General features: G+C 70.6%; 21 protein-coding genes and 1 tRNA gene. 19 read left to right on the plus strand and 3 right to left on the minus strand.

The window, feature by feature from the left end; all coding sequences use genetic code 11:
* Positions 1-11 precede the first annotated feature (11 nt).
* Genes MJ876_RS01660 through MJ876_RS01670 form a run of 3 tightly spaced genes read right to left on the minus strand, consistent with a single transcriptional unit; the run spans position 12 to position 2,828 of the window.
* Positions 12-458: a hypothetical protein gene (locus MJ876_RS01660; protein ID WP_240234304.1), complete on the minus strand. Its 447-nt coding sequence runs from the start codon at positions 456-458 to the stop codon at positions 12-14.
* Positions 455-1,537 carry an adenosine deaminase gene (locus MJ876_RS01665; RefSeq protein ID WP_240234305.1) on the minus strand — a complete coding sequence of 361 codons (1,083 nt, stop codon included), beginning with the start codon at positions 1,535-1,537 and terminating at the stop codon, positions 455-457. Before MJ876_RS01665 ends, MJ876_RS01660 begins: the two co-directional genes overlap by 4 nt.
* Before the next feature lie 7 nt (positions 1,538-1,544).
* A complete protein-coding gene (locus MJ876_RS01670) occupies positions 1,545-2,828 on the minus strand; it encodes an aminotransferase class I/II-fold pyridoxal phosphate-dependent enzyme (RefSeq protein WP_240234306.1) in 1,284 nt (427 codons plus the stop codon).
* A 122-nt stretch (positions 2,829-2,950) separates the two neighbouring features.
* Between MJ876_RS01670 and MJ876_RS01675 the strand changes: the two genes are divergently transcribed.
* From MJ876_RS01675 to rpoB, 19 genes are all read left to right on the plus strand, one after another.
* Positions 2,951-3,023 (plus strand) — tRNA-Trp (locus tag MJ876_RS01675).
* Positions 3,024-3,056: 33 nt separating this feature from the next.
* Positions 3,057-3,317 (plus strand): preprotein translocase subunit SecE, encoded by a 261-nt coding sequence (gene secE / locus MJ876_RS01680; protein WP_240234307.1) that lies wholly within the window; start codon positions 3,057-3,059, stop codon positions 3,315-3,317.
* A gap of 68 nt (positions 3,318-3,385) precedes the next feature.
* Positions 3,386-4,237, plus strand: coding sequence for a transcription termination/antitermination protein NusG (gene nusG / locus MJ876_RS01685; protein WP_240234308.1), 852 nt, complete (start codon positions 3,386-3,388; stop codon positions 4,235-4,237).
* A 233-nt stretch (positions 4,238-4,470) separates the two neighbouring features.
* Positions 4,471-4,899, plus strand: a complete 429-nt coding sequence (gene rplK / locus MJ876_RS01690) for a 50S ribosomal protein L11 (RefSeq protein WP_240234309.1) — start codon at positions 4,471-4,473, stop codon at positions 4,897-4,899.
* Between the two features lie 98 nt (positions 4,900-4,997).
* A complete protein-coding gene (gene rplA / locus MJ876_RS01695) occupies positions 4,998-5,714 on the plus strand; it encodes a 50S ribosomal protein L1 (RefSeq protein WP_240234310.1) in 717 nt (238 codons plus the stop codon).
* A gap of 360 nt (positions 5,715-6,074) precedes the next feature.
* A complete protein-coding gene (gene rplJ, locus MJ876_RS01700; protein ID WP_240234311.1) occupies positions 6,075-6,725 on the plus strand; it encodes a 50S ribosomal protein L10 in 651 nt (216 codons plus the stop codon).
* 60 nt (positions 6,726-6,785) lie between these two features.
* Positions 6,786-7,178 carry a 50S ribosomal protein L7/L12 gene (gene rplL / locus MJ876_RS01705; protein WP_240234312.1) on the plus strand — a complete coding sequence of 131 codons (393 nt, stop codon included), beginning with the start codon at positions 6,786-6,788 and terminating at the stop codon, positions 7,176-7,178.
* Between the two features lie 312 nt (positions 7,179-7,490).
* Entirely contained in the window at positions 7,491-8,441 is a 951-nt protein-coding gene (locus MJ876_RS01710; protein WP_240234313.1) for an ABC transporter ATP-binding protein, read from the plus strand.
* Positions 8,442-8,443: 2 nt separating this feature from the next.
* Entirely contained in the window at positions 8,444-9,229 is a 786-nt protein-coding gene (locus MJ876_RS01715) for an ABC transporter permease (protein WP_240234314.1), read from the plus strand.
* A gap of 3 nt (positions 9,230-9,232) precedes the next feature.
* Entirely contained in the window at positions 9,233-10,060 is an 828-nt protein-coding gene (locus MJ876_RS01720; RefSeq protein WP_308192546.1) for an ABC transporter permease, read from the plus strand.
* Positions 10,060-11,376, plus strand: a complete 1,317-nt coding sequence (locus MJ876_RS01725; protein WP_240234315.1) for an MCE family protein — start codon at positions 10,060-10,062, stop codon at positions 11,374-11,376. Before MJ876_RS01720 ends, MJ876_RS01725 begins: the two co-directional genes overlap by 1 nt.
* The gene (locus MJ876_RS01730) at positions 11,373-12,452 is read left to right on the plus strand and encodes an MCE family protein (RefSeq protein ID WP_240234316.1); all 1,080 of its coding nucleotides are present in this window, start codon (positions 11,373-11,375) and stop codon (positions 12,450-12,452) included. The genes MJ876_RS01725 and MJ876_RS01730 overlap by 4 nt, the downstream gene beginning before the upstream one ends.
* Entirely contained in the window at positions 12,449-13,510 is a 1,062-nt protein-coding gene (locus MJ876_RS01735; protein WP_240234317.1) for an MCE family protein, read from the plus strand. Before MJ876_RS01730 ends, MJ876_RS01735 begins: the two co-directional genes overlap by 4 nt.
* Positions 13,507-14,697 carry an MCE family protein gene (locus MJ876_RS01740; RefSeq protein WP_240234318.1) on the plus strand — a complete coding sequence of 397 codons (1,191 nt, stop codon included), beginning with the start codon at positions 13,507-13,509 and terminating at the stop codon, positions 14,695-14,697. The genes MJ876_RS01735 and MJ876_RS01740 overlap by 4 nt, the downstream gene beginning before the upstream one ends.
* The gene (locus tag MJ876_RS01745) at positions 14,694-16,313 is read left to right on the plus strand and encodes an MCE family protein (protein WP_240234319.1); all 1,620 of its coding nucleotides are present in this window, start codon (positions 14,694-14,696) and stop codon (positions 16,311-16,313) included. The genes MJ876_RS01740 and MJ876_RS01745 overlap by 4 nt, the downstream gene beginning before the upstream one ends.
* A complete protein-coding gene (locus tag MJ876_RS01750; RefSeq protein ID WP_240234320.1) occupies positions 16,310-17,632 on the plus strand; it encodes an MCE family protein in 1,323 nt (440 codons plus the stop codon). Before MJ876_RS01745 ends, MJ876_RS01750 begins: the two co-directional genes overlap by 4 nt.
* Before the next feature lie 90 nt (positions 17,633-17,722).
* Complete coding sequence (locus tag MJ876_RS01755) at positions 17,723-18,424, plus strand: hypothetical protein (protein WP_240234321.1); 702 nt, start codon at positions 17,723-17,725, stop codon at positions 18,422-18,424.
* The gene (locus tag MJ876_RS01760) at positions 18,421-19,401 is read left to right on the plus strand and encodes a J domain-containing protein (protein ID WP_240234322.1); all 981 of its coding nucleotides are present in this window, start codon (positions 18,421-18,423) and stop codon (positions 19,399-19,401) included. Before MJ876_RS01755 ends, MJ876_RS01760 begins: the two co-directional genes overlap by 4 nt.
* Positions 19,402-19,666: 265 nt before the next feature.
* Positions 19,667-23,134, plus strand: coding sequence for a DNA-directed RNA polymerase subunit beta (gene rpoB, locus MJ876_RS01765; RefSeq protein ID WP_240234323.1), 3,468 nt, complete (start codon positions 19,667-19,669; stop codon positions 23,132-23,134).
* The last annotated feature ends 78 nt before the right edge of the window (positions 23,135-23,212 follow it).

The raw sequence follows: 23,212 nt of genomic DNA on the forward strand, positions 1-23,212 counted from the left end.
ACGGGTCCCGGTCACCCGGCGACCGCGACGACGACGATCAGGGCCAGGACGGCGAGCAGCACGCAGCCGACGCTCCCGAGGACCAGCCCCGCGGTCGCCGTCGAGCGGCCGGTCAGGGCCCCCTGCGACGCGTCGATCTCGCGCCGCGCGCGCCGCGCCAGCGCCACCGCGGCGGGGGACAGCAGGAGCGGGAGCCCGCAGGCCATCCCTCCGAGCGTCCCGATCACGCCGAGGGTCAGGGCGGTCGCGGCCGAGGGGTGGGTCACCGGGACGGGCCACGGCGGCGGGTACGCCGGGTACGGGGCCACCGGAACCACCGGCTGGCCGCCCACCGCGGCCCACGGGTAGGTCTCGTAGGGCGACGGCCCCGCGGGACCAGCCGGCTCGACCGACCCCGGTGGCTCGGCGGGGTGCGCGTCGAGCTCGCGCCATCGCTCCGAGGGGTCGGCTCCGGTCATGACGAGGAGTCTGCCTCCCTCGCGGCGGTCGAAACCTCCTCCGGGGCGGGCCCCGGCGCCAGCCACGCGTCGACGTCGGCCAGCAGCTGCTCGCGCAGCGCGTCCGGCATGCGCGCCGCACGGATCGACATGCGGCCGAGCTCGGCCAGGGTCTCGTCGTCCAGGTCGTGCGCGGCGCGCATGGTGGCGTACTGCGCGCCCAGCCGGGAGCCGAACAGCAGCGGGTCGTCGGCCCCCAGCGCCACGGTGGCGCCGGCCTCGAGCAGCTGCGGCAGCGGCACGGTGCCGAGGTCGGGGTAGACACCCAGCGCCACGTTCGAGGTCGGGCAGACCTCCAGGGCGACGCCGGACGCCACGACGCGCTCGAGCAGCCCGGGGTCCTCGACCGTCCTGACCCCGTGACCGAGCCGGTCGGCGTGCAGCACGTCGAGGCAGGTCCGCACGGAGGCGGGCCCGAGGAGCTCTCCGCCGTGCGGGAGCAGCGCGAGTCCGGCGCGCTCGGCGATCGCGAAGGCCCGGGCGAAGTCGGCGGTCGAGCCGCGCCGTTCGTCGTTCGACAGGCCGAAGCCCACGACACCCTGTCCGGCGTACGACGCGGCGAGGCGCGCGAGCGTCCGGGCGTCGAGGGGGTGGCGGGTCCGGTTCGCCGCGATCACGACGGCGACCGGCAGCCCGGTCGTCGTCGTGGCCTCCGCGGCGGCGTCGAGGACGAGGTCGGTGAACGCGGTGATCCCGCCGAAGCGGGCGGCGTACCCGCTGGGGTCGACCTGGATCTCCAGCCACCGGCCGCCGTCGGCGACGTCGTCCTCGGCGGCCTCCCGGACGAGCCGGCGGACGTCGTCCGCGGTGCGCAGCACCGACCGTGCGACGTCGTAGAGCCGCTGGAAGCGGAACCAGCCCTTCTCGTCGGCCGCCGACAGGCGCGGCGGCCAGTCGGTGACCAGCGAGTCGGGCAGGTGGATCCCGTCGCGCCGCGCCAGCTCGAGCAGCGTGCCGTGCCGCATCGACCCCGTGAAGTGCAGGTGCAGGTGGGCCTTCGGCAGGGTGTCGAGCCGGCGGCGCGGCGCGCTGTCGCTCACGCCCGGCTCAGCCCGCCAGCTTCTCGGCGGCGGCCAGGCGCACGCACGTGCAGAACGCCTCCATCGCCTCGACGACCGACGGCAGGGAGGGGAACGTGGGCGCGAGGCGGATGTTGGTGTCGTCGGGGTCCTGGCCGTAGGGGAACGCCGAGCCGGCCGGGGTCAGGGCGACCCCGGCGTCCTTGGCCAGGGCGATGACCCGGCTCGCGGTGCCGGGCAGCACGTCGACGCTGACGAAGTAGCCGCCGAGCGGGCGGGTCCACTCCGCGACGCCGAGACCGCCGAGACGCTCCCCGAGGACCCGGTCGACCTCGGCGAACTTGGGCGCGACGAGGTCGCGGTGCTTCGCCATGTGGTCGCGCACGCCCTGGGCGTCGCCGAACAGCTGGGCGTGGCGCAGGTGGTTCACCTTGTCCGGGCCGATCGCGCCCTTCCCGAGGTGGTGCAGGTACCACTCCACCGTCGTCGGGGACCCCGCGAGGAAGCCCACCCCGGCGCCGGCCCAGCTGATCTTCGACGTCGAGGCGAACATGACGACCCGCTCGGCGTGACCGGCGGCGGTGGCCGCGGAGAGCAGGTCGGCGCTGGCGACCTCGTCCTCGGTCAGGTGGTGCAGGGCGTAGGCGTTGTCCCACAGGATCGTGAAGTCCGGCGCGGCCGTCGCCATGCCGCCGAGGCGGTCGGCGACCCGCTGGGAGACCACGGTCCCGGTCGGGTTCGCGTAGGTCGGGACCACCCACATGCCCTTGACCGTGGGGTCCTCGGCGACCAGGCGCTCGATGGCGTCGACGTCCGGGCCCTCGTCGGTCTGCGGCACCGCGACCATCTCGATCCCGAACCACTCCAGCAGCGTGAAGTGGCGGTCGTAGCCGGGCGAGGGGCACAGGAAGCGGACCTTCTCCTCGCGGCCCCACGGGCGCTCGCTGGTCGGGCCGCCCTTGATCCACAGGTCGGTGAGCACCTCCCGCATGAGCACGAGGCTGGAGTTGCCGGACGCCACGAGCTGTGCGGTCGGCACCCCGAGCAGCTCGGCGAAGATGGAGCGGAGGTCCGCGAGCCCGGCCAGGCCGCCGTAGTTGCGCACGTCGGTGCCGGCGGAGTCGTGGGTGGTCGTCGGCAGGCCCATCAGCCCGTCGGCGAGGTCCAGCTGCTCCGGCGCGGGCTTGCCCCGCGTCAGGTCGAGGGACAGCCCCTGGGCCGCGAGGGCGTCGTACGCGGCGCGGGCCTCCTCGGCGAACGCGGCGAGGTCGGCGGGGGAGCGGTCGGTCAGGGCGGTCTGCTGCGCGGTCACGGGGCCATCGTCGCACCGCCACGGGTGCCGGTTCGACTTGGTCCGGGCGCCCCCGTAGAGTAAGGCTTTGGTGTCCGAGGGACAGGGCTGCGGCGTGCGCGCCGTGACCCCCCAGGACCCGGAGGGCACTAGCTCAACTGGCAGAGCATCGGTCTCCAAAACCGAAGGTTGGGGGTTCAAGTCCCTCGTGCCCTGCGAGACGACGACGAAGCGGAAGGTGGGACGGGCGTGACCGACAGCAGCGCTGTGCGCAGCTCCCGGGACGACTCGCGTGGCGACGGCCCCGGCGGTCGGCGCACCAACCCGATCACCTTCCTGAAGCAGGTCGTCGCCGAGCTCCGCAAGGTGGTGTGGCCGACCCAGCAGCAGCTGGTCACCTACTTCATCGTGGTCATGGTGTTCGTGCTGTTCATGATCGCGCTGGTCTCGCTCCTCGACCTGGCCTTCGGGCAGCTGGTCTTCGAGATCTTCGCGCGCGACGGCTCCTAGCCGCCTCCAGCACCACCGCCACCGGGGCCGTGCCCCGCACCCGAGACGAGATCCGAGGAACCAGACGCGTGTCCGAGCAGTACGACGCAGAAGCGACCGAGGTCGACGAGACCGAGGCCCAGGTCATCACCGACCCCGAGAGCCCGGACGGCGCCGAGTCGACCACCATCGTGGAGCCGGTCGAGCCCCTCGAGGACGTCGAGACGGAGACGATCGAGGACGCCGTCAGCGGTAACTCCGACGACGCGGACGACGAGGCCGGCGAGGACGCCGACCCCGAGGACCCGCTGGAGGCGTTCCGCCGCGAGCTGTGGGCGAAGCCGGGTGACTGGTTCGTCGTCCACACCTACTCCGGCATGGAGAACCGTGTCCGGGCGAACCTCGAGAACCGGATCATCTCCCTCAACATGGAGGAGCTGATCCACGAGATCGTCGTGCCGACCGAGACGGTCGCCGAGATCAAGAACGGCCAGCGCAAGATGGTCCGCCGCACGGTGCTCCCGGGCTACGTCCTGGTCCGCATGGACCTGACCGACGAGTCCTGGGCCGCCGTGCGCCACACCCCGTCGGTGACGGGCTTCGTGGGCCACAGCCACCAGCCGGTGCCGCTGAGCATGACCGAGGTCGAGAACATGCTCGCCCCCGCCGTCATCGCCGCCGCCGAGTCCGAGGCCGCCGCCGCGGGCCAGTCGTCCGGCGCCGCCTCCGGTGGCTCCGCCACGACCGCGCGCAAGCCGGCCGTCGAGGTCGCCGACTTCGACGTCCAGGACTCGGTCATGGTCGTCGACGGCCCGTTCGCCACGCTCCACGCGACGATCACCGAGATCAACGCGGAGTCGCAGCGCGTGAAGGCGCTGGTCGAGATCTTCGGCCGGGAGACCCCGGTCGAGCTGAGCTTCAACCAGATTCAGAAAGTCTGAGCGACTTCTCCGAGCCTGCGAGGAGAAGTCGGGCGAAGAGGTCGAGGAGCGCCGACGCACCCGCGCTGCGAAGCGAGCGGGGGCGTGGCGCGTCTCGAGACCGGGTGGGACGAGAGTCAGCCCGGTCCACGAATCGGCCCCAGCACGACCCGTCCGGCACCATGGGAGCTGCACGACAGAAACCTGTGGCAGGGGCACCCGCCCCGTCATGACCACACGAGAGAGAGGGCGACATGCCTAGCAAGAAGAAGGTCGCTGCGCTGGTCAAGGTGCAGCTCCAGGCCGGTGCCGCGACGCCGGCCCCGCCGGTCGGTACCGCGCTCGGTCCGCACGGCGTGAACATCATGGAGTTCTGCAAGGCGTACAACGCCCAGACGGAGTCCATGCGCGGCAACGTGATCCCCGTCGAGATCACCATCTTCGAGGACCGCTCGTTCACGTTCGTCACGAAGACCCCGCCGGCCGCGGAGCTCATCAAGAAGGCCGCCGGCCTCGCGAAGGGCTCGAGCACGCCGCACACCGACAAGGTGGGCAAGCTGACGAAGGACCAGGTCCGCGAGATCGCGACGACCAAGCTCCCCGACCTCAACGCGAACGACGTCGAGGGCGCCATGAAGATCGTCGAGGGCACCGCCCGCTCCATGGGCGTCACCACCGAGTGATCCCGGGGCGCCCAGCCCCACCCGCTCCACACCACCGCACAACCGTGGGAGAGCCACGCGCTGGCTCACGCACCACGCCCGTCCAGGAGGGACGTCACATGCAGCGCAGCAAGACCTACCGGGCCGCCGTCGAGACCTACGACCGCGACGCGATCCACTCCCCGTACTCCGCGATCACCATCGCGAAGGACACGAGCAAGAAGAAGTTCGACGAGACCGTCGACGTCGTCATGCGCCTCGGGGTCGACCCCCGCAAGGCCGACCAGATGGTCCGCGGCACCGTCAACCTGCCGCACGGCACCGGCAAGACCGCCCGTGTGCTCGTGTTCGCGAACGCCGAGAAGGCCGAGGCCGCCCGTGAGGCCGGCGCCGACCACGTCGGCGGCGACGACATGATCGAGAAGGTCAACGGCGGCTGGCTCGACTTCGACGCCGTCGTCGCGACCCCGGACATGATGGGCAAGGTCGGTCGTCTCGGCCGCGTGCTCGGCCCCCGCGGCCTCATGCCGAACCCGAAGACCGGCACCGTGACCCCGGACGTGGCCAAGGCCGTCTCGGACATCAAGGGCGGCAAGATCGAGTTCCGCGTGGACCGTCACGCCAACCTGCACTTCATCATCGGCAAGGCGTCGTTCTCGCAGGCCCAGCTGGCCGAGAACTACGCCGCCGCCCTCGAGGAGGTGCTGCGGCTCAAGCCCGCCAGCTCCAAGGGCCGCTACATCAAGAAGATCACGGTCTCGACCACGATGGGCCCCGGCGTCCAGGTCGACCCGAACCGCACCAAGGACGTGGCGTCGGCCGACGAGACCGACTGACCGCTCCTCGCACGAGGCACGACCGCCCGCCCCCCAACCGGGGGCGGGCCGTTCGTCGTCGCGGACCCGGTCCGTGGCGGTGTCCCAGCGGCTCGATTTGGCCGGGTCCGCACGGCGCCCGTACTGTTGTCCGCTGTAGCCGAAGACCGCCGGTCGGCCGCCCCGCGAGGGGAGGTCCGAAGGGCCCCGGGAGACGGGGCGACCTGCGCAGGTGACACCGAGTGAGTGGCGCTCCGCGCGCCGTACGCCCTGTGCACCTGCACGGGGCGTTCTGCATTCCAGGGCCTCCGCCGAGCGGGACGCGGCCGGGGACGGGCAGCCGCCCGCCACCCACCGCACCGATCATGACGAAGGAGACCCATGGCGCGACCTGACAAGGACGCCGCGGTCGCCGAGATCACCGAGTCGTTCACCGGGGCCTCCGGCGCCGTGCTGACCGAGTACCGGGGACTCGACGTCAAGCAGCTCAAGGAGCTGCGCCGCTCGCTGGGCGACAACGCCAACTACGCGGTCGTCAAGAACACCCTCGCCAAGATCGCCGCCAAGCGCGCCGGCATCGAGGGCTTCGACGACCTGCTGACCGGCCCGACGGCCATCGCCTTCATCAACGGCGACGTCGTCGAGGCCGCCAAGGGCCTGCGCGACTTCGCCAAGGCCAACCCGGCCCTGGTGATCAAGGGCGGGATCCTCGACGGCAACCCCGTGGGCGCAGCCGAGGTGGCCAAGCTGGCCGACCTCGAGTCCCGCGAGGTGCTCCTGGGCAAGATGGCCGGCGCGATGCTGGCCTCCCTGTCCCAGGCCGTCTACCTGCTCAACGCCCCGCTCTCGCAGATGGCCCGGCTCGCCGGGGCGCTCGAGGCGAAGGCGACCGAGGACCCGTCGGTCCTCGCGGGTGGTGCCGGTACGCCGGCCCAGTCGACCGAGCAGCCCGCCGAGGAGCCTGCCGCCGAGGCGGGCGACGAGACGACCAGCGACGACAGCGCGACCGAGGCCGAGTCCACCGAGGCCTGAGCACCACCCCACCCACCCATACCGCCCACATCGGGTAGCACCACCAGGAAGGAAGCCACCATGGCCAAGCTCTCCACCGCCGACCTCCTCGAGTCCTTCAAGGAGATGACCCTCATCGAGCTCAGCGAGTTCGTGAAGGAGTTCGAGGAGACGTTCGGCGTCACCGCGGCCGCCCCGGTCGCCGCCGCCGCCGCTCCCGCCGCGGGCGGCGCTGCCGCCGGTGGCGACGCCGCCGCCGAGCAGGACGAGTTCGACGTCGTCCTCGAGTCCGCCGGTGACAAGAAGATCAACGTCATCAAGGAGGTGCGCGCCCTGACCTCCCTCGGCCTGAAGGAGGCCAAGGACCTCGTCGAGTCGGCCCCGAAGCCGGTCCTCGAGAAGGTCGCCAAGGACGCCGCCGAGAAGGCCAAGGAGTCCCTCGAGGGCGCCGGCGCCACCGTCACCCTCAAGTGACACCCGCCGGCCCACGGGCCGGCACCCAGTCCTCATCCGAGGCACCGCACGAGGGCGGTCACCCCAGCCGGGGTGGCCGCCCTCGTCGTACGTCACGCCGACGAGTCCCGGGGGCCGACACGCCCAGAACTCGACGTCTCGTTTCGGTGACCCTCTGTTTACTCACCGGTAATCCGACCACTAGCATTCACCGGCGGACTCGGGTGAGACCGACGTAACCTTGCGCCGTTCGTCACGTTGAAGCACTGGCCGGTCCGGGGGTCCCGGCCGGCACGGACCGTGACGGCGACGCGCACAGAGAGGGGGTTCCGGATGGGTGTCGAGATCACCGTCGAGGGGCTGACCAAGTCCTTCGGCAAGCAGCTCATCTGGGGTGACGTCACGCTCACCATCCCGGCCGGCGAGATCTGCGTCATGCTCGGCCCGTCCGGCACCGGCAAGTCGGTGTTCCTCAAGGCGCTGATCGGCCTCCTCAAGCCCGACCGGGGATCCATCGTCATCGAGGGCGTCGACATCGCCTCCTGCAAGGAGCGCGACCTCTACGAGATCCGCAAGCTGTTCGGCGTCCTGTTCCAGGACGGCGCAATGTTCGGGTCCATGAACCTGTACGACAACGTCGCCTTCCCGCTGCGCGAGCACACGAAGAAGACCGAGTCCGAGGTCCGTGACGTCGTCATGGAGAAGATGGACCTGGTCGGCCTGCTCGGGTCGGAGGACAAGCTGCCGGGCGAGATCTCCGGCGGCATGCGCAAGCGCGCGGGGCTGGCCCGGGCCCTCGTGCTCGACCCCGAGATCGTGCTCTTCGACGAGCCCGACTCCGGTCTCGACCCGGTGCGCACCGCGTTCCTGAACCAGCTGATCGTCGACCTGAACGCGCAGATCGACGCGACGTTCCTCATCGTCACCCACGACATCAACACCGCTCGCACGGTGCCCGACAACATCGGCCTGCTGTACCACAAGCACCTCGCCATGTTCGGCCCCCGCGAGATGCTCCTGAGCTCGGAGGAGCCCGTCGTCCGGCAGTTCCTGAACGCCCAGCGCGTCGGCCCGATCGGCATGTCCGAGGAGAAGGACGCCGACGAGCTGGAGGCGGAGAAGGACCAGGAGCTGCCGCCCCTGCCCCCGATCCCGCTCCAGATCGAGCCCTCGAACGGCATCCCGCGCCGCAGCCAGCGCGAGCCCGGTGCCTGGTGCCGCGACAACGGGGTCACCCCGCCGCCCGGCTCCTTCGAGGACGAGAACGCCGCGGTGGGGGCCTGAGGGTGGCGAGCGGCCTCAACTCCAAGGTCCTGGCACCGATCGGGACGGCCGGCGGGCTCTTCGCCTTCGGCCTCGACGTCGGTCGTCAGCTGTTCCGACGACCCTTCCAGTTCCGTGAGTTCCTCACGCAGGCCTGGTTCATCGCGTCGGTCACGATCATCCCGACGGCCCTGGTGGCGATCCCGTTCGGCGCCGTCATCTCGCTGCAGATCGGCAGCCTGATCCAGCAGTTCGGCGCACAGTCGTTCACGGGTTCCGCCTCCGTGCTCGCCGTCGTCCGCAACGCCGGCCCCATCGCCACCGCCCTCCTGATCTCCGGCGCCGCCGGCTCCGCCATCGCGGCCGACCTGGGCGCGCGGAAGATCCGCGAGGAGCTCGACGCGATGATGGTGCTGGGCATCGACCCGATCCAGCGGCTGGTGGTGCCCCGCGTGCTGGCGTGCATGCTCATCGCCGTCTTCCTCAACGGCCTGGTGAGCGTCGTCGGGGTCGCGGGCGGCTACGTCTTCAACGTCATCCTCCAGGGCGGCACCCCCGGTGCCTACCTGGCGAGCTTCACCGCGCTCGCCCAGCTCGCCGACGTGTGGCAGGGGATGATCAAGGCCCTCATCTTCGGGCTGATCGCCGCCATCGTGGCCTGCTACATGGGCATGAACGCCGGCGGTGGCCCGAAGGGCGTCGGGGACGCCGTGAACCAGTCCGTCGTCATCACCTTCATGCTCCTGTTCGTCGTCAACTTCTCCATGAGCGCGATCTACTTCCAGCTCGTGCCACCGAAGACGGGGTAGGGCGTGGCGACCGTGAAGTCGGTGGCGACCGCGCCACTGAAGAAGCTGGAGGGCCTGGGGCAGGAGCTCTCCTTCTACCTGCGCGCCCTCGCGTGGACGCCGCGCACCATCGCGCGCTACAAGAAGGAGATCCTGCGGATCCTCGCCGAGGTCACCCTCGGGTCGGGTGCGCTCGCGGTGATCGGCGGCACCGTCGGGGTCATCACCGCCCTGTCCTTCTTCACCGGCACCGAGGTCGGTCTGCAGGGCTTCGCGGCCCTCGACCAGATCGGGACGGCGGCCTTCTCCGGCTTCGTGTCGGCCTACATCAACACCCGCGAGATCGCCCCGCTGGTGGCGGGCATCGCGCTCGCCGCGACGGTCGGCTGCGGCTTCACCGCGCAGCTCGGCGCCATGCGCATCTCCGAGGAGGTCGACGCCCTCGAGGTGATGGCGATCCCCTCGCTGCCGTTCCTGGTCACCACCCGCATCATCGGCGGCCTCATCGCGATCGTGCCGCTGTACGTCGTGGGCCTGCTGTCGTCGTACTTCGCGACGAGACTCACGGTGACGCAGTTCTTCGGGCAGTCGGTCGGCACGTACGACTACTACTTCAACCAGTTCCTGCCACCGCAGGACGTGCTGTGGTCGTTCGGCAAGGTCCTGATCTTCGCCGTGGCCGTGATCCTCATCCACTGCTACCACGGCTACAACGCCACCGGCGGACCCGCCGGCGTGGGCGTCGCCGTCGGGTACGCCGTCCGCACCAGCATCGTCACCATCAACGTCCTCGACCTGTTCCTGTCGATGGCCATCTGGGGCACGAACACGACGGTGAGGCTGGCCGGCTGATGAACCTGCTCAAGGCCTACAAGACCCTCGGCGCCATCTTCCTGGCGATGCTCGTGGGCAGCGTCTACCTCACCTACGCGATCTTCACCCAGCGGTTCACCGACTTCCAGAACGTCACGCTCGAGACGTCGAAGATCGGCCTCCAGCTGCCCGACCGCGCCGACGTGAAGCTGCGCGGCATGATCGTCGGCGAGGTGCGCGGCATCGACGTCACCGACGACGGCGCGGAGCTCACCCTGGGGATCCTGCCCGACAAGATCGACGAGATCCCCGCTGACGTCACGGGCTCGATCATTCCCAAGACCCTCTTCGGGCAGAAGGAGGTCGAGCTGATCCCCCCTGACGGCACCGTCGACGACGGCCCGACGCTGGAGGCGGGTGACGTGATCGACCGCACCGTCGTCGCGACCGAGGTCGAGCGCGTGCTGTCCGACCTCCAGCCGCTGCTCACCGCGGTGCGCCCCGGTGACCTGAACATGACGCTCAACGCGCTGGTCGTCGCCCTCGAGGGCCGCGGCGACCGCCTGGGCGACAACATCGAGCGCCTGAACGCCTACCTCGGCAAGCTCAACCCGGAGCTCCCGGCGCTGATGGAGGACCTGCGGCTGACCGCGGAGGTCTCCGACGTCTACAACGACGTGATCCCCGAGCTCAGCACCATCCTGCGCAACACGGTCACGACGTTCACCACGCTGGAGGGACGCGAGGACCGGCTGCAGGCGCTGCTCGGCGACCTCTCCCGGTTCGCGGACACGACGCGCGTCTTCCTCGAGGACAACGGTGACAACCTGATCCGAGTCGGCCAGCTCGGCGAGCAGCAGCTGGCCGTCCTGGCGCGCTACTCGCCGGAGTACCCCTGCCTGCTCGGCGGCCTCGTGAACGCCGGCGCCGACCAGGGCGAGGCGTTCCGGGACTACACGCTGCACATCAACCTGGAGCTGCTGCCGCAGCAGCCGCGGGCCTACACCCCGAACGAGGTGCCGCAGCTCGGCGCCGACAACCCACCCTTCTGCGGGGAGCTGCCGAACCCGTCGTACAGCCAGGAGAACCGGTTCACGAACATCCCCGACTTCGACGACGGCGTGAACGACTCGACGTTGCGGCGCTCCGCGCCGGGGGCGTCCGTCTCCGGTGCCGGGGGCGACGACCTCGCGGGCACCGGCCCTGCGCCGTCGTACGTCGGGACCTCGCAGGAGGCCGAGATGCTGCGCAGCATGATGGCCCCCGCGCTGGGCACCAGCGCCGACGAGGTCCCCGACCTCGGGGTCGCGCTGCTCGGGCCCATGGCGCGCGGGTCGGAGGTGGAGCTGCGATGAGGAACCGCGAGCTCATCAGCGCCGGCATCAAGCTGATCGTCTTCATCGTCGTCACGTCGCTGGCGACCAGCCTGCTCGTCATCACGATCGGCAACCTGACCTTCGGCGCGCAGCGCGAGTACAAGGCGCAGTTCACCGACGCCACCGGCGTCGTGAAGGGCGACGACGTCCGCGTCGCGGGCGTGAAGGTCGGCGTCGTCAAGGACATCCAGGTGGTCAACTCGACCCTCGCGGAGGTCACGTTCACGGTCGCGGAGGCGACCCCGGTGACCGCCGGGACCGAGGTGGAGATCCGCTACCGCAACCTGGTCGGCCAGCGCTACCTGTCGCTGAGCCAGGGCATCGGGGGCACCGACCGCCTGGCGATCGGCGACACGATCCCCACCGACCGGACCTCCCCGGCGCTCGACCTCACCGTCCTGTTCAACGGGTTCAAGCCGTTGTTCCGGGCCCTCAGCCCCGCGGAGCTCAACCAGCTCTCCGGCGAGATCATCCAGGTCTTCCAGGGCGAGGCCGGCACGGTCGAGTCCCTGCTCGCGAGCACCGCCTCGGTCACGACCGACCTGGCCAACCGCGACCAGCTGATCGGTGACCTGATCACCAACCTGAACCAGGTGCTCGAGACGGTCAGCAACCGCGACGAGGAGCTGTCCGACCTGATCATCAACTTCCGCCGCCTCGTCTCCGGCCTGCGCGACGACCGCGAGCCCCTGCTCGCCTCCCTCGACGGCATCTCCGCGCTGTCCGTCGAGACCGCGGACCTGGTCTCGGGGATCCGTCCGCCGCTCGTCGACGACATCCGCGAGATCCGCCGCCTGGCCACGAACCTGGACCGGCCGCGCGACACTGCGGAGATCGACCGGGCCCTCACCGTCCTGCCGATCAAGCTCCGCAAGATCGGGCGGACCGCGGTCTACGGGTCGTACTTCAACTTCTACCTCTGCAACTTCCAGGGGCGCATCGACCTGTCCGCGCTGCCCAAGCCGATCCGGCAGCTGCTCGGGATCAACCGCAACCTGCAGCTGCAGTACCCGCTGCCCGGCACCGACCTCGGACCGAGGTGCGACCTCGGATGAAGCCCTTCCGCGAGCGCAACCCCGTGATCATCGGAGCCCTGGGCTTCGCGCTGATCGCCGCCATCATGACGGCGGCGTTCCGCGCCAGCGACCTGCCGATCATCGGCGGCGGCGACATCTACTACGCCGCCTTCTCGGAGGCCGGCGGCCTCCAGGCCGACGACGAGGTCCGTGTCGCCGGCGTCCGGGTCGGCGTCGTCGAGGACGTCTCCGTGGACGACGACGAGGTCATCGTCCGCTTCCGGATCGAGGAGGACACCGGCTTCGGCGAGGAGACCGGCGCCTCCATCCGCATCAAGACCCTGCTCGGGTCGATGTTCCTCGCGCTCGAGCCCGCGGGCGACGGCCAGCTCGCCGCGGGGGAGACGATCCCGCTGGAGCGGACCACGTCCCCGTTCGACGTCGTGGAGGCCTTCGAGGGCCTCGGCGACACCACGCTGGAGCTGGACTCCGACCAGCTCGCGGACTCGTTCACGGTCCTCTCCGACCTGACCCGCAACACCCCGCGCTCGTTCCGCCGCACCCTGCGCGGCGTCTCCGAGATCTCCGAGACGATCGCGTCCCGCGACGACGAGCTGGACGAGCTGCTGGGCAACCTCGAGGACGTCTCGGGCGTCCTGGAGGCCCGCGACGACGACATCGTCACCCTGATGGAGGACGCCGACGTGCTGTTCCGGGCGATCGTGGCGCGGCGCCAGGCGATCAGCGACCTGCTGGACGCGACGTCCGAGCTCTCCGTCGAGCTGACGACCCTGGTGCGCCAGACCCGCGGCGACCTGAAGCCGGCGCTGGTCAAGCTCGGGAACGTGGAGGACACGCTGCTGCGCAACGGCGACAACCTCGACGAGAGCCTGCGCCTGATGGTGCCCTTCTACCGGGTCTTCCAGAACACGCTCGGCACCGGGCCCTGGTTCGACACCCTCATCGAGAACTTCCCCAACTCGGTGCCCGACCTCGTCCCCGAGGGCGGGGGCCTCGGCGGCGGCACCGGGCGGGTCGGCCCGGGCGAGCCCGCCGACCGGCCGGCGCAGCAGGGACGTCAGGGGGTGGCACGGTGAAGTACCTCGCCTCCCTGGGCCGCTTCGCGGTGCCGATCATCATCCTGGCGCTGGTCGCCGGCGCCGCGGTGCTGGTGCTGCGCACGCCCGACCGCACAGAGATCACCGCGTACTTCCCGCGCACCATCTCGATCTTCGAGGGCAGCGACGTCCGGGTCCTCGGCGTGCCCGTCGGGAAGGTCGAGACCGTCGAGCCCGAGGGCACGCAGGTCAAGGTGAAGATGTACGTCGACCAGGAGGGCGTGCAGGTCCCCGACGACGCGTCCGCGGTGATCATCGCCCCGTCGGTGGTGGGTGACCGCTACGTGCAGCTGACCCCGGCCTTCTCGGAGGGTGACACGCCGATGGCGACGGGCACCACGCTCGACGAGGACCGCACCGAGGTGCCCCTCGAGCTCGACCAGATCTACGACGGTCTGAACGACCTCAGCGTCGCGCTGGGCCCCGAGGGCGCCAACGCGAACGGAGCCCTGTCGGACCTGCTGACCCAGACGGCCCGCAACTTCGGCGGGCAGGGCGAGCGGTTCAACCAGACCGTGACCGACCTCGGTGCGCTGACGCAGACGCTCGACAACAACAAGGAGAACCTGTTCGACAGCGTCGACAACATCGACGGTTTCGTGCAGACGCTCGCCGACAACGACCAGACCGTCCGTGACTTCTCGGACTCCCTGGCCGACGTGTCGGACCTGCTCGCCGACGAGCGGGAGGACCTGGGCGAGGCGCTGGACAACCTCGGGACCGCCACCACCGCCGTCTCCCGCTTCGTGCGCAACAACCGCCAGCAGCTCGGCCGCAACATCCGCGGGCTGCGCGACGTCACCCAGATCCTGGTGGACCGCCGCGTCGAGCTCGACGAGGTGCTGCGGACGGCGCCGATCGCCCTGAACAACCTCGGCGGCACCTACAACCGGGACGCCGGCACCCTCGACACCCGCGCGAACCTCCAGAACGGGCTCGAGGACCTGATCCGTGACCCGGCGAACAGCCTGTGCACCCTGCTGAACCTGGAGGGCCCGGACTCGGTGGAGCGCTGCCAGGACCTGCTCGGACCGATCATCCCCGAGCTGCCCGCCGCCAGGACCGCGCCGCTCGGACAGGGCGCCGGCGGCGGCTTCCGGACCCTCGCCGAGCGCGAGACGTTCGACCCGACGCTCGGTGGCCTGGTGGAGGTGAGCGACCGATGAGGACGCCGCTGCACCGGTTGAGGGCGATCGGCCTGGCGCTGGTCGGGATGCTCCTGCTGAGCTCCTGCGACTTCAGCATCTACTCGATCCCGCTGCCGGGTGGCCCCGACACCGGGGACGACCCGATCACCATCACCGCGGAGTTCCGCGACGTGATGGACCTGGTGCCCCAGACCAACGTCAAGGTGGACGACGTCGACGTCGGACGCATCACCGACATCACGACCCGCGACTACCGCGCCTTCGTGACGATGGAGATCCAGGGCGACCTCGACCTGCCGACGACGACCTTCGCCCGGATCCGCCAGACGAGCCTGCTCGGCGAGAAGTTCGTCTCGCTCGACCCGCCGGCCGGCTCCGAGAACACGGTGTCGGGGGACGTTCTGGAGGACGGGGACGACATCCCGATCGAGCAGACCGGCCGCAACCCGGAGGTCGAGGAGGTCTTCGGTGCGCTGAGCCTGCTGCTGAACGGTGGCGGCATCGGCCAGCTCGAGGTCATCACCCGCGAGCTGAACGCGGCCCTGGGAGGGCGTGAGCCCGAGCTGCGCTCCGCCCTGCGGCGGCTGAACCGTTTCGCGACGGTCGCGGACGACAACTCCGACGACATCATCGACGCCATCGACTCCCTCAACGAGCTGTCGAAGTCGGCCAACGCGCAGACCGACACGATCAACCTGGCGCTCGACGAGATCCCCTCCGCGACCCTGTCGCTGGACCGTCAGCGCGACGACCTGGTCGAGGCGCTGACGTCGCTCGACGAGCTCAGCGACGTCGGGGTGGACGTCATCCGTGCCTCGAAGCAGGGGACCATCCGGTCCCTCGAGCTCCTCGAGCCCGTGCTGCGCGAGCTCGCGAACGCGGACGACGACCTGGCGTTCTCGATCCAGACGTTCCTCACGTTCCCGTTCGTGGACGAGACCGTCGGTCGCGACCCGCAGGTCGCGCGGTCCATCCAGTTCGGTGACTACGTCAACCTCGACATCCAGCTCGACCTCAAGCTGGGGAGCGCCGGTGACCTCATCGACGTCGTGTGCGACGAGATCGACTCCCTGGTCCTCAAGCGGCTGATCGAGAGCGGGCTGCCGCTCGACCAGATCCGTGAGCTCGTCAACGCCATCTGCGACAGCGGGGCCGTCGACGCGATCCAGCAGTGCCTGGACGACCTGGGCACCGGCGAGCCCACGCTCGAGGAGATCCTCGGCTGCGTCGGCGACGTCGGCGCGGAGATCCCCGACCTCATCCAGTGCGACGTCCTCGGCACGCTCTTCCCCGGCCTCTGCCCCGAGGGCGGCGGCGGAGCCGGCGGCGGTGGCGGCGGTGGCCGCCTGCCCGTCGACCCGACCGAGCCGTTGCTGCCCGACCTCCCCGGCCTGCCCGGCGGCGGCGGTCGCGGCGGGGGCGGCGGGGGCGGCGGAGGCGGCGGCCTCCTCGGCGACGACGGGCTGGGCGGGCTGCTGCCCCGCGCGGCCCCGGCGTCCCCCGTCTACGGCGGGGAGCTGGCCGACGACTGGGTCGACATGGACGACCTGGCACGGGCCTACGACGCCGACCTGACCGGACTGCTCGTCCCCGGCGTCACCCGCGCCGCGCTGCCCGGAGGTGAGGGCCGGTGATCACCCGTCGTACGAAGCTGCAGCTCCTGGTCTTCGCCGTCATCACCCTGCTCGGCGTGGCCTTCGTCGGTGGCCGCTACGCCCAGCTGGACCGGCTCGTCGTCGACCGCAGCTACACCGTGACCGTCGACCTCGCCGACTCCGGCGGGTCGTTCACCGGCGGGCTGGTGGCCTACCGGGGTGTCAAGATCGGACAGGTCGGTGAGCTGACGCTGACCGAGCGGGGCGTCGAGGCGGACCTCGTCATCGAGGACACCTACGACGACATCCCGGCCGACAGCGACGTGGTGGTCGGGAACCGGTCGGCGCTGGGCGAGCAGTACATCGAGCTCCAGCCCACGACCGACGAGGGCCCCTTCCTGCAGGACGGCGACGTCATCGCACAGGACCGGACCACGACGCCGCTGCCCGTGGAGACCCTGCTGTCCAACGTGTCGTCCACCGTGAGCTCGGTCGACGAGGACGACCTGCGGACCGTCGTGAGCGAGCTCGGCGACGCCTTCGCCGGCACGGGCCCCGACCTGCAGCAGATCATCGACACCGGCAACTCGTTCATCGAGACCGCGGACGAGAACTTCGGGACCACGGCGAACCTCATCGAGAACGCCAACACCGTGCTGTCGACCCAGCTCGACAACCAGGACGACATCCGCTCGTTCGCGACCGACCTCAGCCTCTTCTCGACCACCCTGGCCGGCGCCGACGACGACCTGCGCCGGGTGATCGACACCGGCGGGGCGACCGCGAACCAGCTGCGGACCTTCCTCGAGCAGAACGACGTCCCGCTGGGCCGCCTGCTCGACAACCTGGTCACCACGGGCGAGATCGTCGTCCGCCGGCTGCCGAACATCCAGCAGTTCCTCGTGCTCTACCCCTACGTGGTGTCGGGCAGCTTCACCGTCGTCACGCAGGACGGCCGCGACGGGCTGAAGGACGCCCACTTCGGCCTGGTGCTGACCAACGAGCCCCAGTTCTGCACCCAGGGCTACAAGCTCGCCGACCGGCCCATCACGAGCAACTTCCCGCCGACGGAGCGTCAGCGCGACCCGCAGACCGAGCGCGGCGACATCCCGATGGAGCAGGACGCGCGGTGCACCCTGACCCCCGCGCAGGGCAACGTGCGCGGTCAGCAGAACAACCCGCCGCGCCTCGTGCCCTGGGACTCGCGCCCGACCGTGGCGACCTACGACCGCGACTCGGGCCGTGTCCGCTGGGGCAGCGGGGACGACGCCGCGACGACCACGAGCCGCGCGCCCGAGGCGCTGGGCGACAACGCCTGGTCGTGGCTGCTCATGCGGCCCCTGACCGGCGGCGAGTGAGGCCGGGCCGGCTCGGGCGCGCCGGTCGTCCCGCCTGCGGCGCCCCAGGTCGGGGCGCTAGCCTCGCCGGGACCGAGGGAGGGAGCCGTCGTGGCCGCAGGTGAGCGCCCGTCGGGCGGCACCGCCCGTCCGACGCGCAGGACCGTTCCTGCCCGGACGGCGAGCGCGCTCGTCGCGGCCGCCGTCGTCCTCGCCCTCGTCACCGCCGGCGTCCTGGTCTGGACGTTCGCGTCCCGCTCCTGGGTGGTCGTCGACCGGGAGGTCGCGGGCGACCAGGCCGAGGTCCAGGCCCAGCGCGACGAGCTGATGGAGATCGGTCGCCAGTTCGTGCTGCGGCTCGGCACCTACGGACCGGACGGGCTCGAGGACGGCAAGCTGACCGAGTACGGCCAGAGCGTGGGCGAGCTGCTCACCCCGTCGTTCCGCGACGGGTTCGAGGAGTCGCTGCCGCTCGTCGAGCAGCAGGTCGCCGACTCCCGGGTGTCCCGCCGCGCCGAGGTGCTCGGCACCGGCGTCGCGGAGATGTCGGACGACGACGCGGCCGTGCTCGTGGCCGGGACGTTCACGGACTCGCTGGAGGGCGAGCCAGTCGGCCAGCCGGTGCCGCTGCGTCTCCGGGTCGAGCTGGTCCGGGTCGAGGGGGAGTGGCTGGTCGACGACTTCGCCGGGGTCTCGCCCCCGCAGGAGCAGCAGCCGGTCGACCCCGACCTGCCCCTGCCCTCGCAGCAGCCCGGCCAGGGCGGCCAGCAGGGTCAGCAGGGCCAGCAGGGCCAGCAGGGGGGTGGCCGGTGACCCCGAGCTGGTACGACGTCCTCGACGTCGCCCCCGACGCCACGACGGACGAGATCCGCGCGGCGTGGCGAGCCGAGGTCGCCGACCTCGACCCGACCGACCGCCGCTTCGCCGTGCTCAACCGCGCGGCCAAGGTCCTGCTGGACCCGGACGCCCGCGCGGCGCACGACGCCGAGCTCGCGGAGCAGGCCGAGGACGACGAGGACGCCGTCCCGGAGCCCGGCGACGCGGCGGCCGGGGTCGCGGCGCGCCCGGCGGCGGGCCGCGCCGGGGGGGCCGGGGGGGGCCCCGGGCGCCCGGCCGTCGCGGCGGAGGCGGCTCCCGCGGACGGCCCCGCCGCCCCGAAGGAGGCCGCCCGGGGGAAGGCCGTCCCGAAGAAGACGGCGCAGAAGAAGCCCGCGGCGAAGAAGCCCGCCCCGAAGAAGCCCGCGGGGGAGAAGCCGGTCCTGACCAAGACGACGGACCCCGCCCCGGCCGGCGAGCGTCGCCCGCTGTGGGTGGCCCTCGTCGCGGGGGTCCTCGCCGTCCTGCTGGCGGCGCTGTCGGTGTGGGTGCTCACCGACTCGACCCCGACCGCCGAGCTCGACGACGAGGTCGGCGACGCGCAGGCGGCCGCGGAGCGGGCGATCGTCCCGGTGCTGTCGTACGACGCCACCGACCTCGAGGCGGGCCGCTCGACCGCGCTGTCGTACCTGACCGAGGACTTCGGCCAGGACTACGCCGAGATCTTCGACGGCCTGATCGAGGGCAACGCGGAGGAGATCGGCGCGCGGGTGCAGGCGACGCTCCTGGCCTCGGCGGTGGTCCGGACCGACCCCGAGGTCACCCGCGTCCAGGTGCTCGTGTTCGTCGACCAGCAGACGACCAACGACCAGCTGGCGACGCCGCGCACCGACTCGAACCAGGTCACGGTGACGATGGAGCGGGTCGACGACGAGTGGCTGGTCGACGACCTCGACACCGGCACGGCGGGCTGACCTGCACCGATCCGCCGGCACGCCGGGCGCCCGGGGGAGCAGCGCGCCCGTCCACCGCGCCAGGCGCAGGTGCTTGACCTGGGGGCGTGCGACCGGGATCATCGTCGAGACGTTCGAGTTCAGGCGCCACCGTCTTGTGGTGCCCTCGACCGGCATGTACTGTGTGCAGTTGCGTCTGCCCTCAGATGCCTGATCGCCTGTCCGGTGGCCGATCTCGTGGTGGGCAGGGACGCACACACCTTCAGATCAATCCTGAGGACGGATCTTGGCTGCGCGCAACAACGCCGACGGCACCCGCCGTATTTCCTTCGCGAAGATCACCGAGCCGCTGGAGATCCCCCAGCTCCTCTCGCTGCAGACCGACAGCTTCGACTGGCTGGTCGGCAACGAGAAGTGGGAGCAGGAGGTCGCCCGCCGCGAGGCTGCTGGGCAGGACGTCTCCCCGAAGTCGGGCCTGACCGAGATCTTCGAGGAGATCTCCCCGATCGAGGACTTCTCCGAGACGATGTCGCTCTCGTTCGAGAACCCGGTCTTCTACGACCCGAAGTACACGGTCGAGGAGTGCAAGGAGAAGGACTTCACGCACTCCGCGCCCCTCTACGTCTCCGCCGAGTTCACGAACAACGAGACCGGCGAGATCAAGGGCCAGACGGTCTTCATGGGCGACTTCCCGCTCATGACCGACAAGGGCACGTTCATCATCAACGGCACCGAGCGCGTCGTGGTCTCCCAGCTGGTCCGCAGCCCGGGCGTCTACTTCGAGCGCTCGGCCGACAAGACCTCCGACAAGGACGTCTACACCGCGAAGGTCATCCCCTCGCGCGGTGCGTGGCTGGAGTTCGAGGTCGACAAGCGCGACCTGGTCGGCGTCCGCCTCGACCGCAAGCGCAAGCAGAACGTCACCGTCCTCCTCAAGGCGCTCGGCTGGACAAACGAGCAGATCCGCGAGGAGTTCGGCGAGTACGAGTCGGTCATGCTCACCCTGGAGAAGGACAACACCGCCAACCAGGACGAGGCGCTGCTCGACATCTACCGCAAGCTGCGCCCGGGTGAGCCCCCGACGCGCGAGGCGGCGCAGACGCTGCTGAACAACTACTACTTCAACCCCAAGCGCTACGACCTCGCCAAGGTCGGCCGCTACAAGATCAACAAGAAGCTGGGGCTGGAGGAGGCGTTCGACCAGCAGACGCTGACCGTCGACGACATCGTCGCCGCGATCAAGTACATCGTCGCGCTGCACGACGGCCGCACCGAGCTGGACCGCGGCGAGGCCGGCGTCCTCGACCTGTCCGCGGACGACATCGACCACTTCGGCAACCGCCGCATGCGCACGGTCGGCGAGCTGATCCAGAACCAGCTCCGCACCGGCCTGGCCCGCATGGAGCGTGTCGTCCGCGAGCGGATGACGACCCAGGACGTCGAGGCGATCACGCCGCAGTCGCTGATCAACATCCGCCCGGTCACCGCGGCGCTGAAGGAGTTCTTCGGCACCTCGCAGCTGAGCCAGTTCATGGACCAGACCAACCCGATCGCCGGCCTGACGCACAAGCGTCGCCTCTCGGCGCTCGGCCCCGGCGGTCTGTCCCGTGACCGCGCCGGCATGGAGGTCCGCGACGTCCACCACAGCCACTACGGCCGGATGTGCCCGATCGAGACCCCGGAGGGCCCGAACATCGGCCTGATCGGGTCGCTGGCCTCCTACGGCCGGATCAACCCGTTCGGGTTCGTGGAGACGCCGTACCGCAAGGTCGTGGGCGGCCAGGTCACCGACCAGGTCGACTACCTCACCGCGGACGACGAGGACCGCTACGTCATCGCCCAGGCCAACGCGCCGCTCGACGAGGACAACCACTTCGTCGAGGAGCGGGTGCTGGTCCGCCAGAAGAACGGTGAGGTCGACGCGATCCTCGCCGACGAGGTGGACTACATGGACGTCTCGCCGCGCCAGATGGTGTCGGTCGCGACGGCCCTGATCCCGTTCCTGGAGCACGACGACGCCAACCGCGCGCTCATGGGCGCGAACATGCAGCGTCAGGCCGTGCCGCTGATCCGTAGCGACAGCCCGTACGTCGGCACCGGCATCGAGTACCGCGCCGCGGTCGACGCCGGCGACGTCGTCGTCGCCGACAAGGCCGGTGTCGTCCAGGACGTCTCGGCAGACGCGGTCGAGACGATGAACGACGACGGCACCTACTCGACGTACCGGATGGCGAAGTTCCGCCGCTCGAACCAGGGCACCTGCATCAACCAGCGTCCGCTGGTCAACGCGGGTGACCGCCTCGAGGTGGGCTCGCCGATCGCCGACGGTCCGTGCACCGACGACGCCGAGATGGCGCTGGGCACCAACCTCCTCGTGGCCTTCATGCCCTGGCAGGGCCACAACTACGAGGACGCCATCATCCTGAGCCAGCGCCTGGTGCAGGAGGACGTGCTCACCTCGATCCACATCGAGGAGCACGAGGTCGACGCCCGCGACACCAAGCTCGGCCCGGAGGAGATCACCCGCGACATCCCGAACGTCGGCGAGGACATGCTCGCCGACCTCGACGAGCGCGGCATCATCCGGATCGGCGCCGAGGTCACCACCGGTGACATCCTCGTCGGCAAGGTCACGCCGAAGGGCGAGACCGAGCTGACCCCCGAGGAGCGGCTGCTGCGCGCGATCTTCGGCGAGAAGGCCCGCGAGGTGCGCGACACCTCGATGAAGGTCCCCCACGGCGAGTCCGGCACCGTCATCGGCGTCCGGGTCTTCGACCGCGAGGACGGCGACGAGCTGCCGCCGGGCGTCAACCAGCTGGTGCGCGTGTACGTCGCGCAGAAGCGCAAGATCTCCGTCGGCGACAAGCTCGCTGGGCGTCACGGCAACAAGGGCGTCATCGCGAAGATCCTGCCGATCGAGGACATGCCGTTCATGGAGGACGGCACGCCGGTCGACGTCGTGCTCAACCCGCTGGGTGTGCCGCGACGCATGAACATCGGCCAGATCCTCGAGCTGCACCTGGGCTGGCTCGCCAACCAGGGCTGGGACCTCAACCTCTCCGGTGACCCGGAGGACTCCGAGTGGAAGCAGCGCCTGATCAAGATCGGCGTCGGCCAGGCCGAGCCCGGCACGAAGGTCGCCACCCCGGTCTTCGACGGTGCCCGCGAGGACGAGATCACCGGTCTGCTCGGCTCCACGCTGCCCAACCGCGACGGCGTCCGCATGATCAGCTCCGACGGCAAGGCCGACCTGTTCGACGGCCGCTCCGGCGAGCCGTTCCCGGACCCGGTGTCGGTCGGCTACATGTACATCCTGAAGCTGCACCACCTCGTGGACGACAAGATCCACGCCCGCAGCACCGGCCCGTACTCGATGATCACGCAGCAGCCGCTGGGTGGTAAGGCGCAGTTCGGTGGCCAGCGCTTCGGTGAGATGGAGGTGTGGGCGATGGAGGCGTACGGCGCCGCCTACGCCCTCCAGGAGCTCCTGACGATCAAGTCCGACGACGTCCCCGGCCGCGTGAAGGTGTACGAGGCCATCGTCAAGGGCGAGAACATCCCCGACTCCGGCATCCCGGAGTCGTTCAAGGTGCTCGTCAAGGAGATGCAGTCGCTGTCGCTGAACGTCGAGGTGCTCAGCCAGGACGGGTCGCGCATCGAGATGCGCGACGCGGAGGAGGACGTCTTCCGCGCTGCCGAGGAGCTCGGCATCGACCTGTCCCGTCGCGAGCCCAGCTCGGTCGAAGAGGTGTGACCGGCGCCGGGGGGGGCCCCCCCGGGGGCGCCCCCCCCGGCCCCCCCCACCCAACACCCCCAAAATAAAAAAACCAAC

It is taken from the genome of Nocardioides sp. CFH 31398 (assembly GCF_022436705.1).
In the GTDB taxonomy this organism is placed as follows: domain Bacteria; phylum Actinomycetota; class Actinomycetes; order Propionibacteriales; family Nocardioidaceae; genus Nocardioides.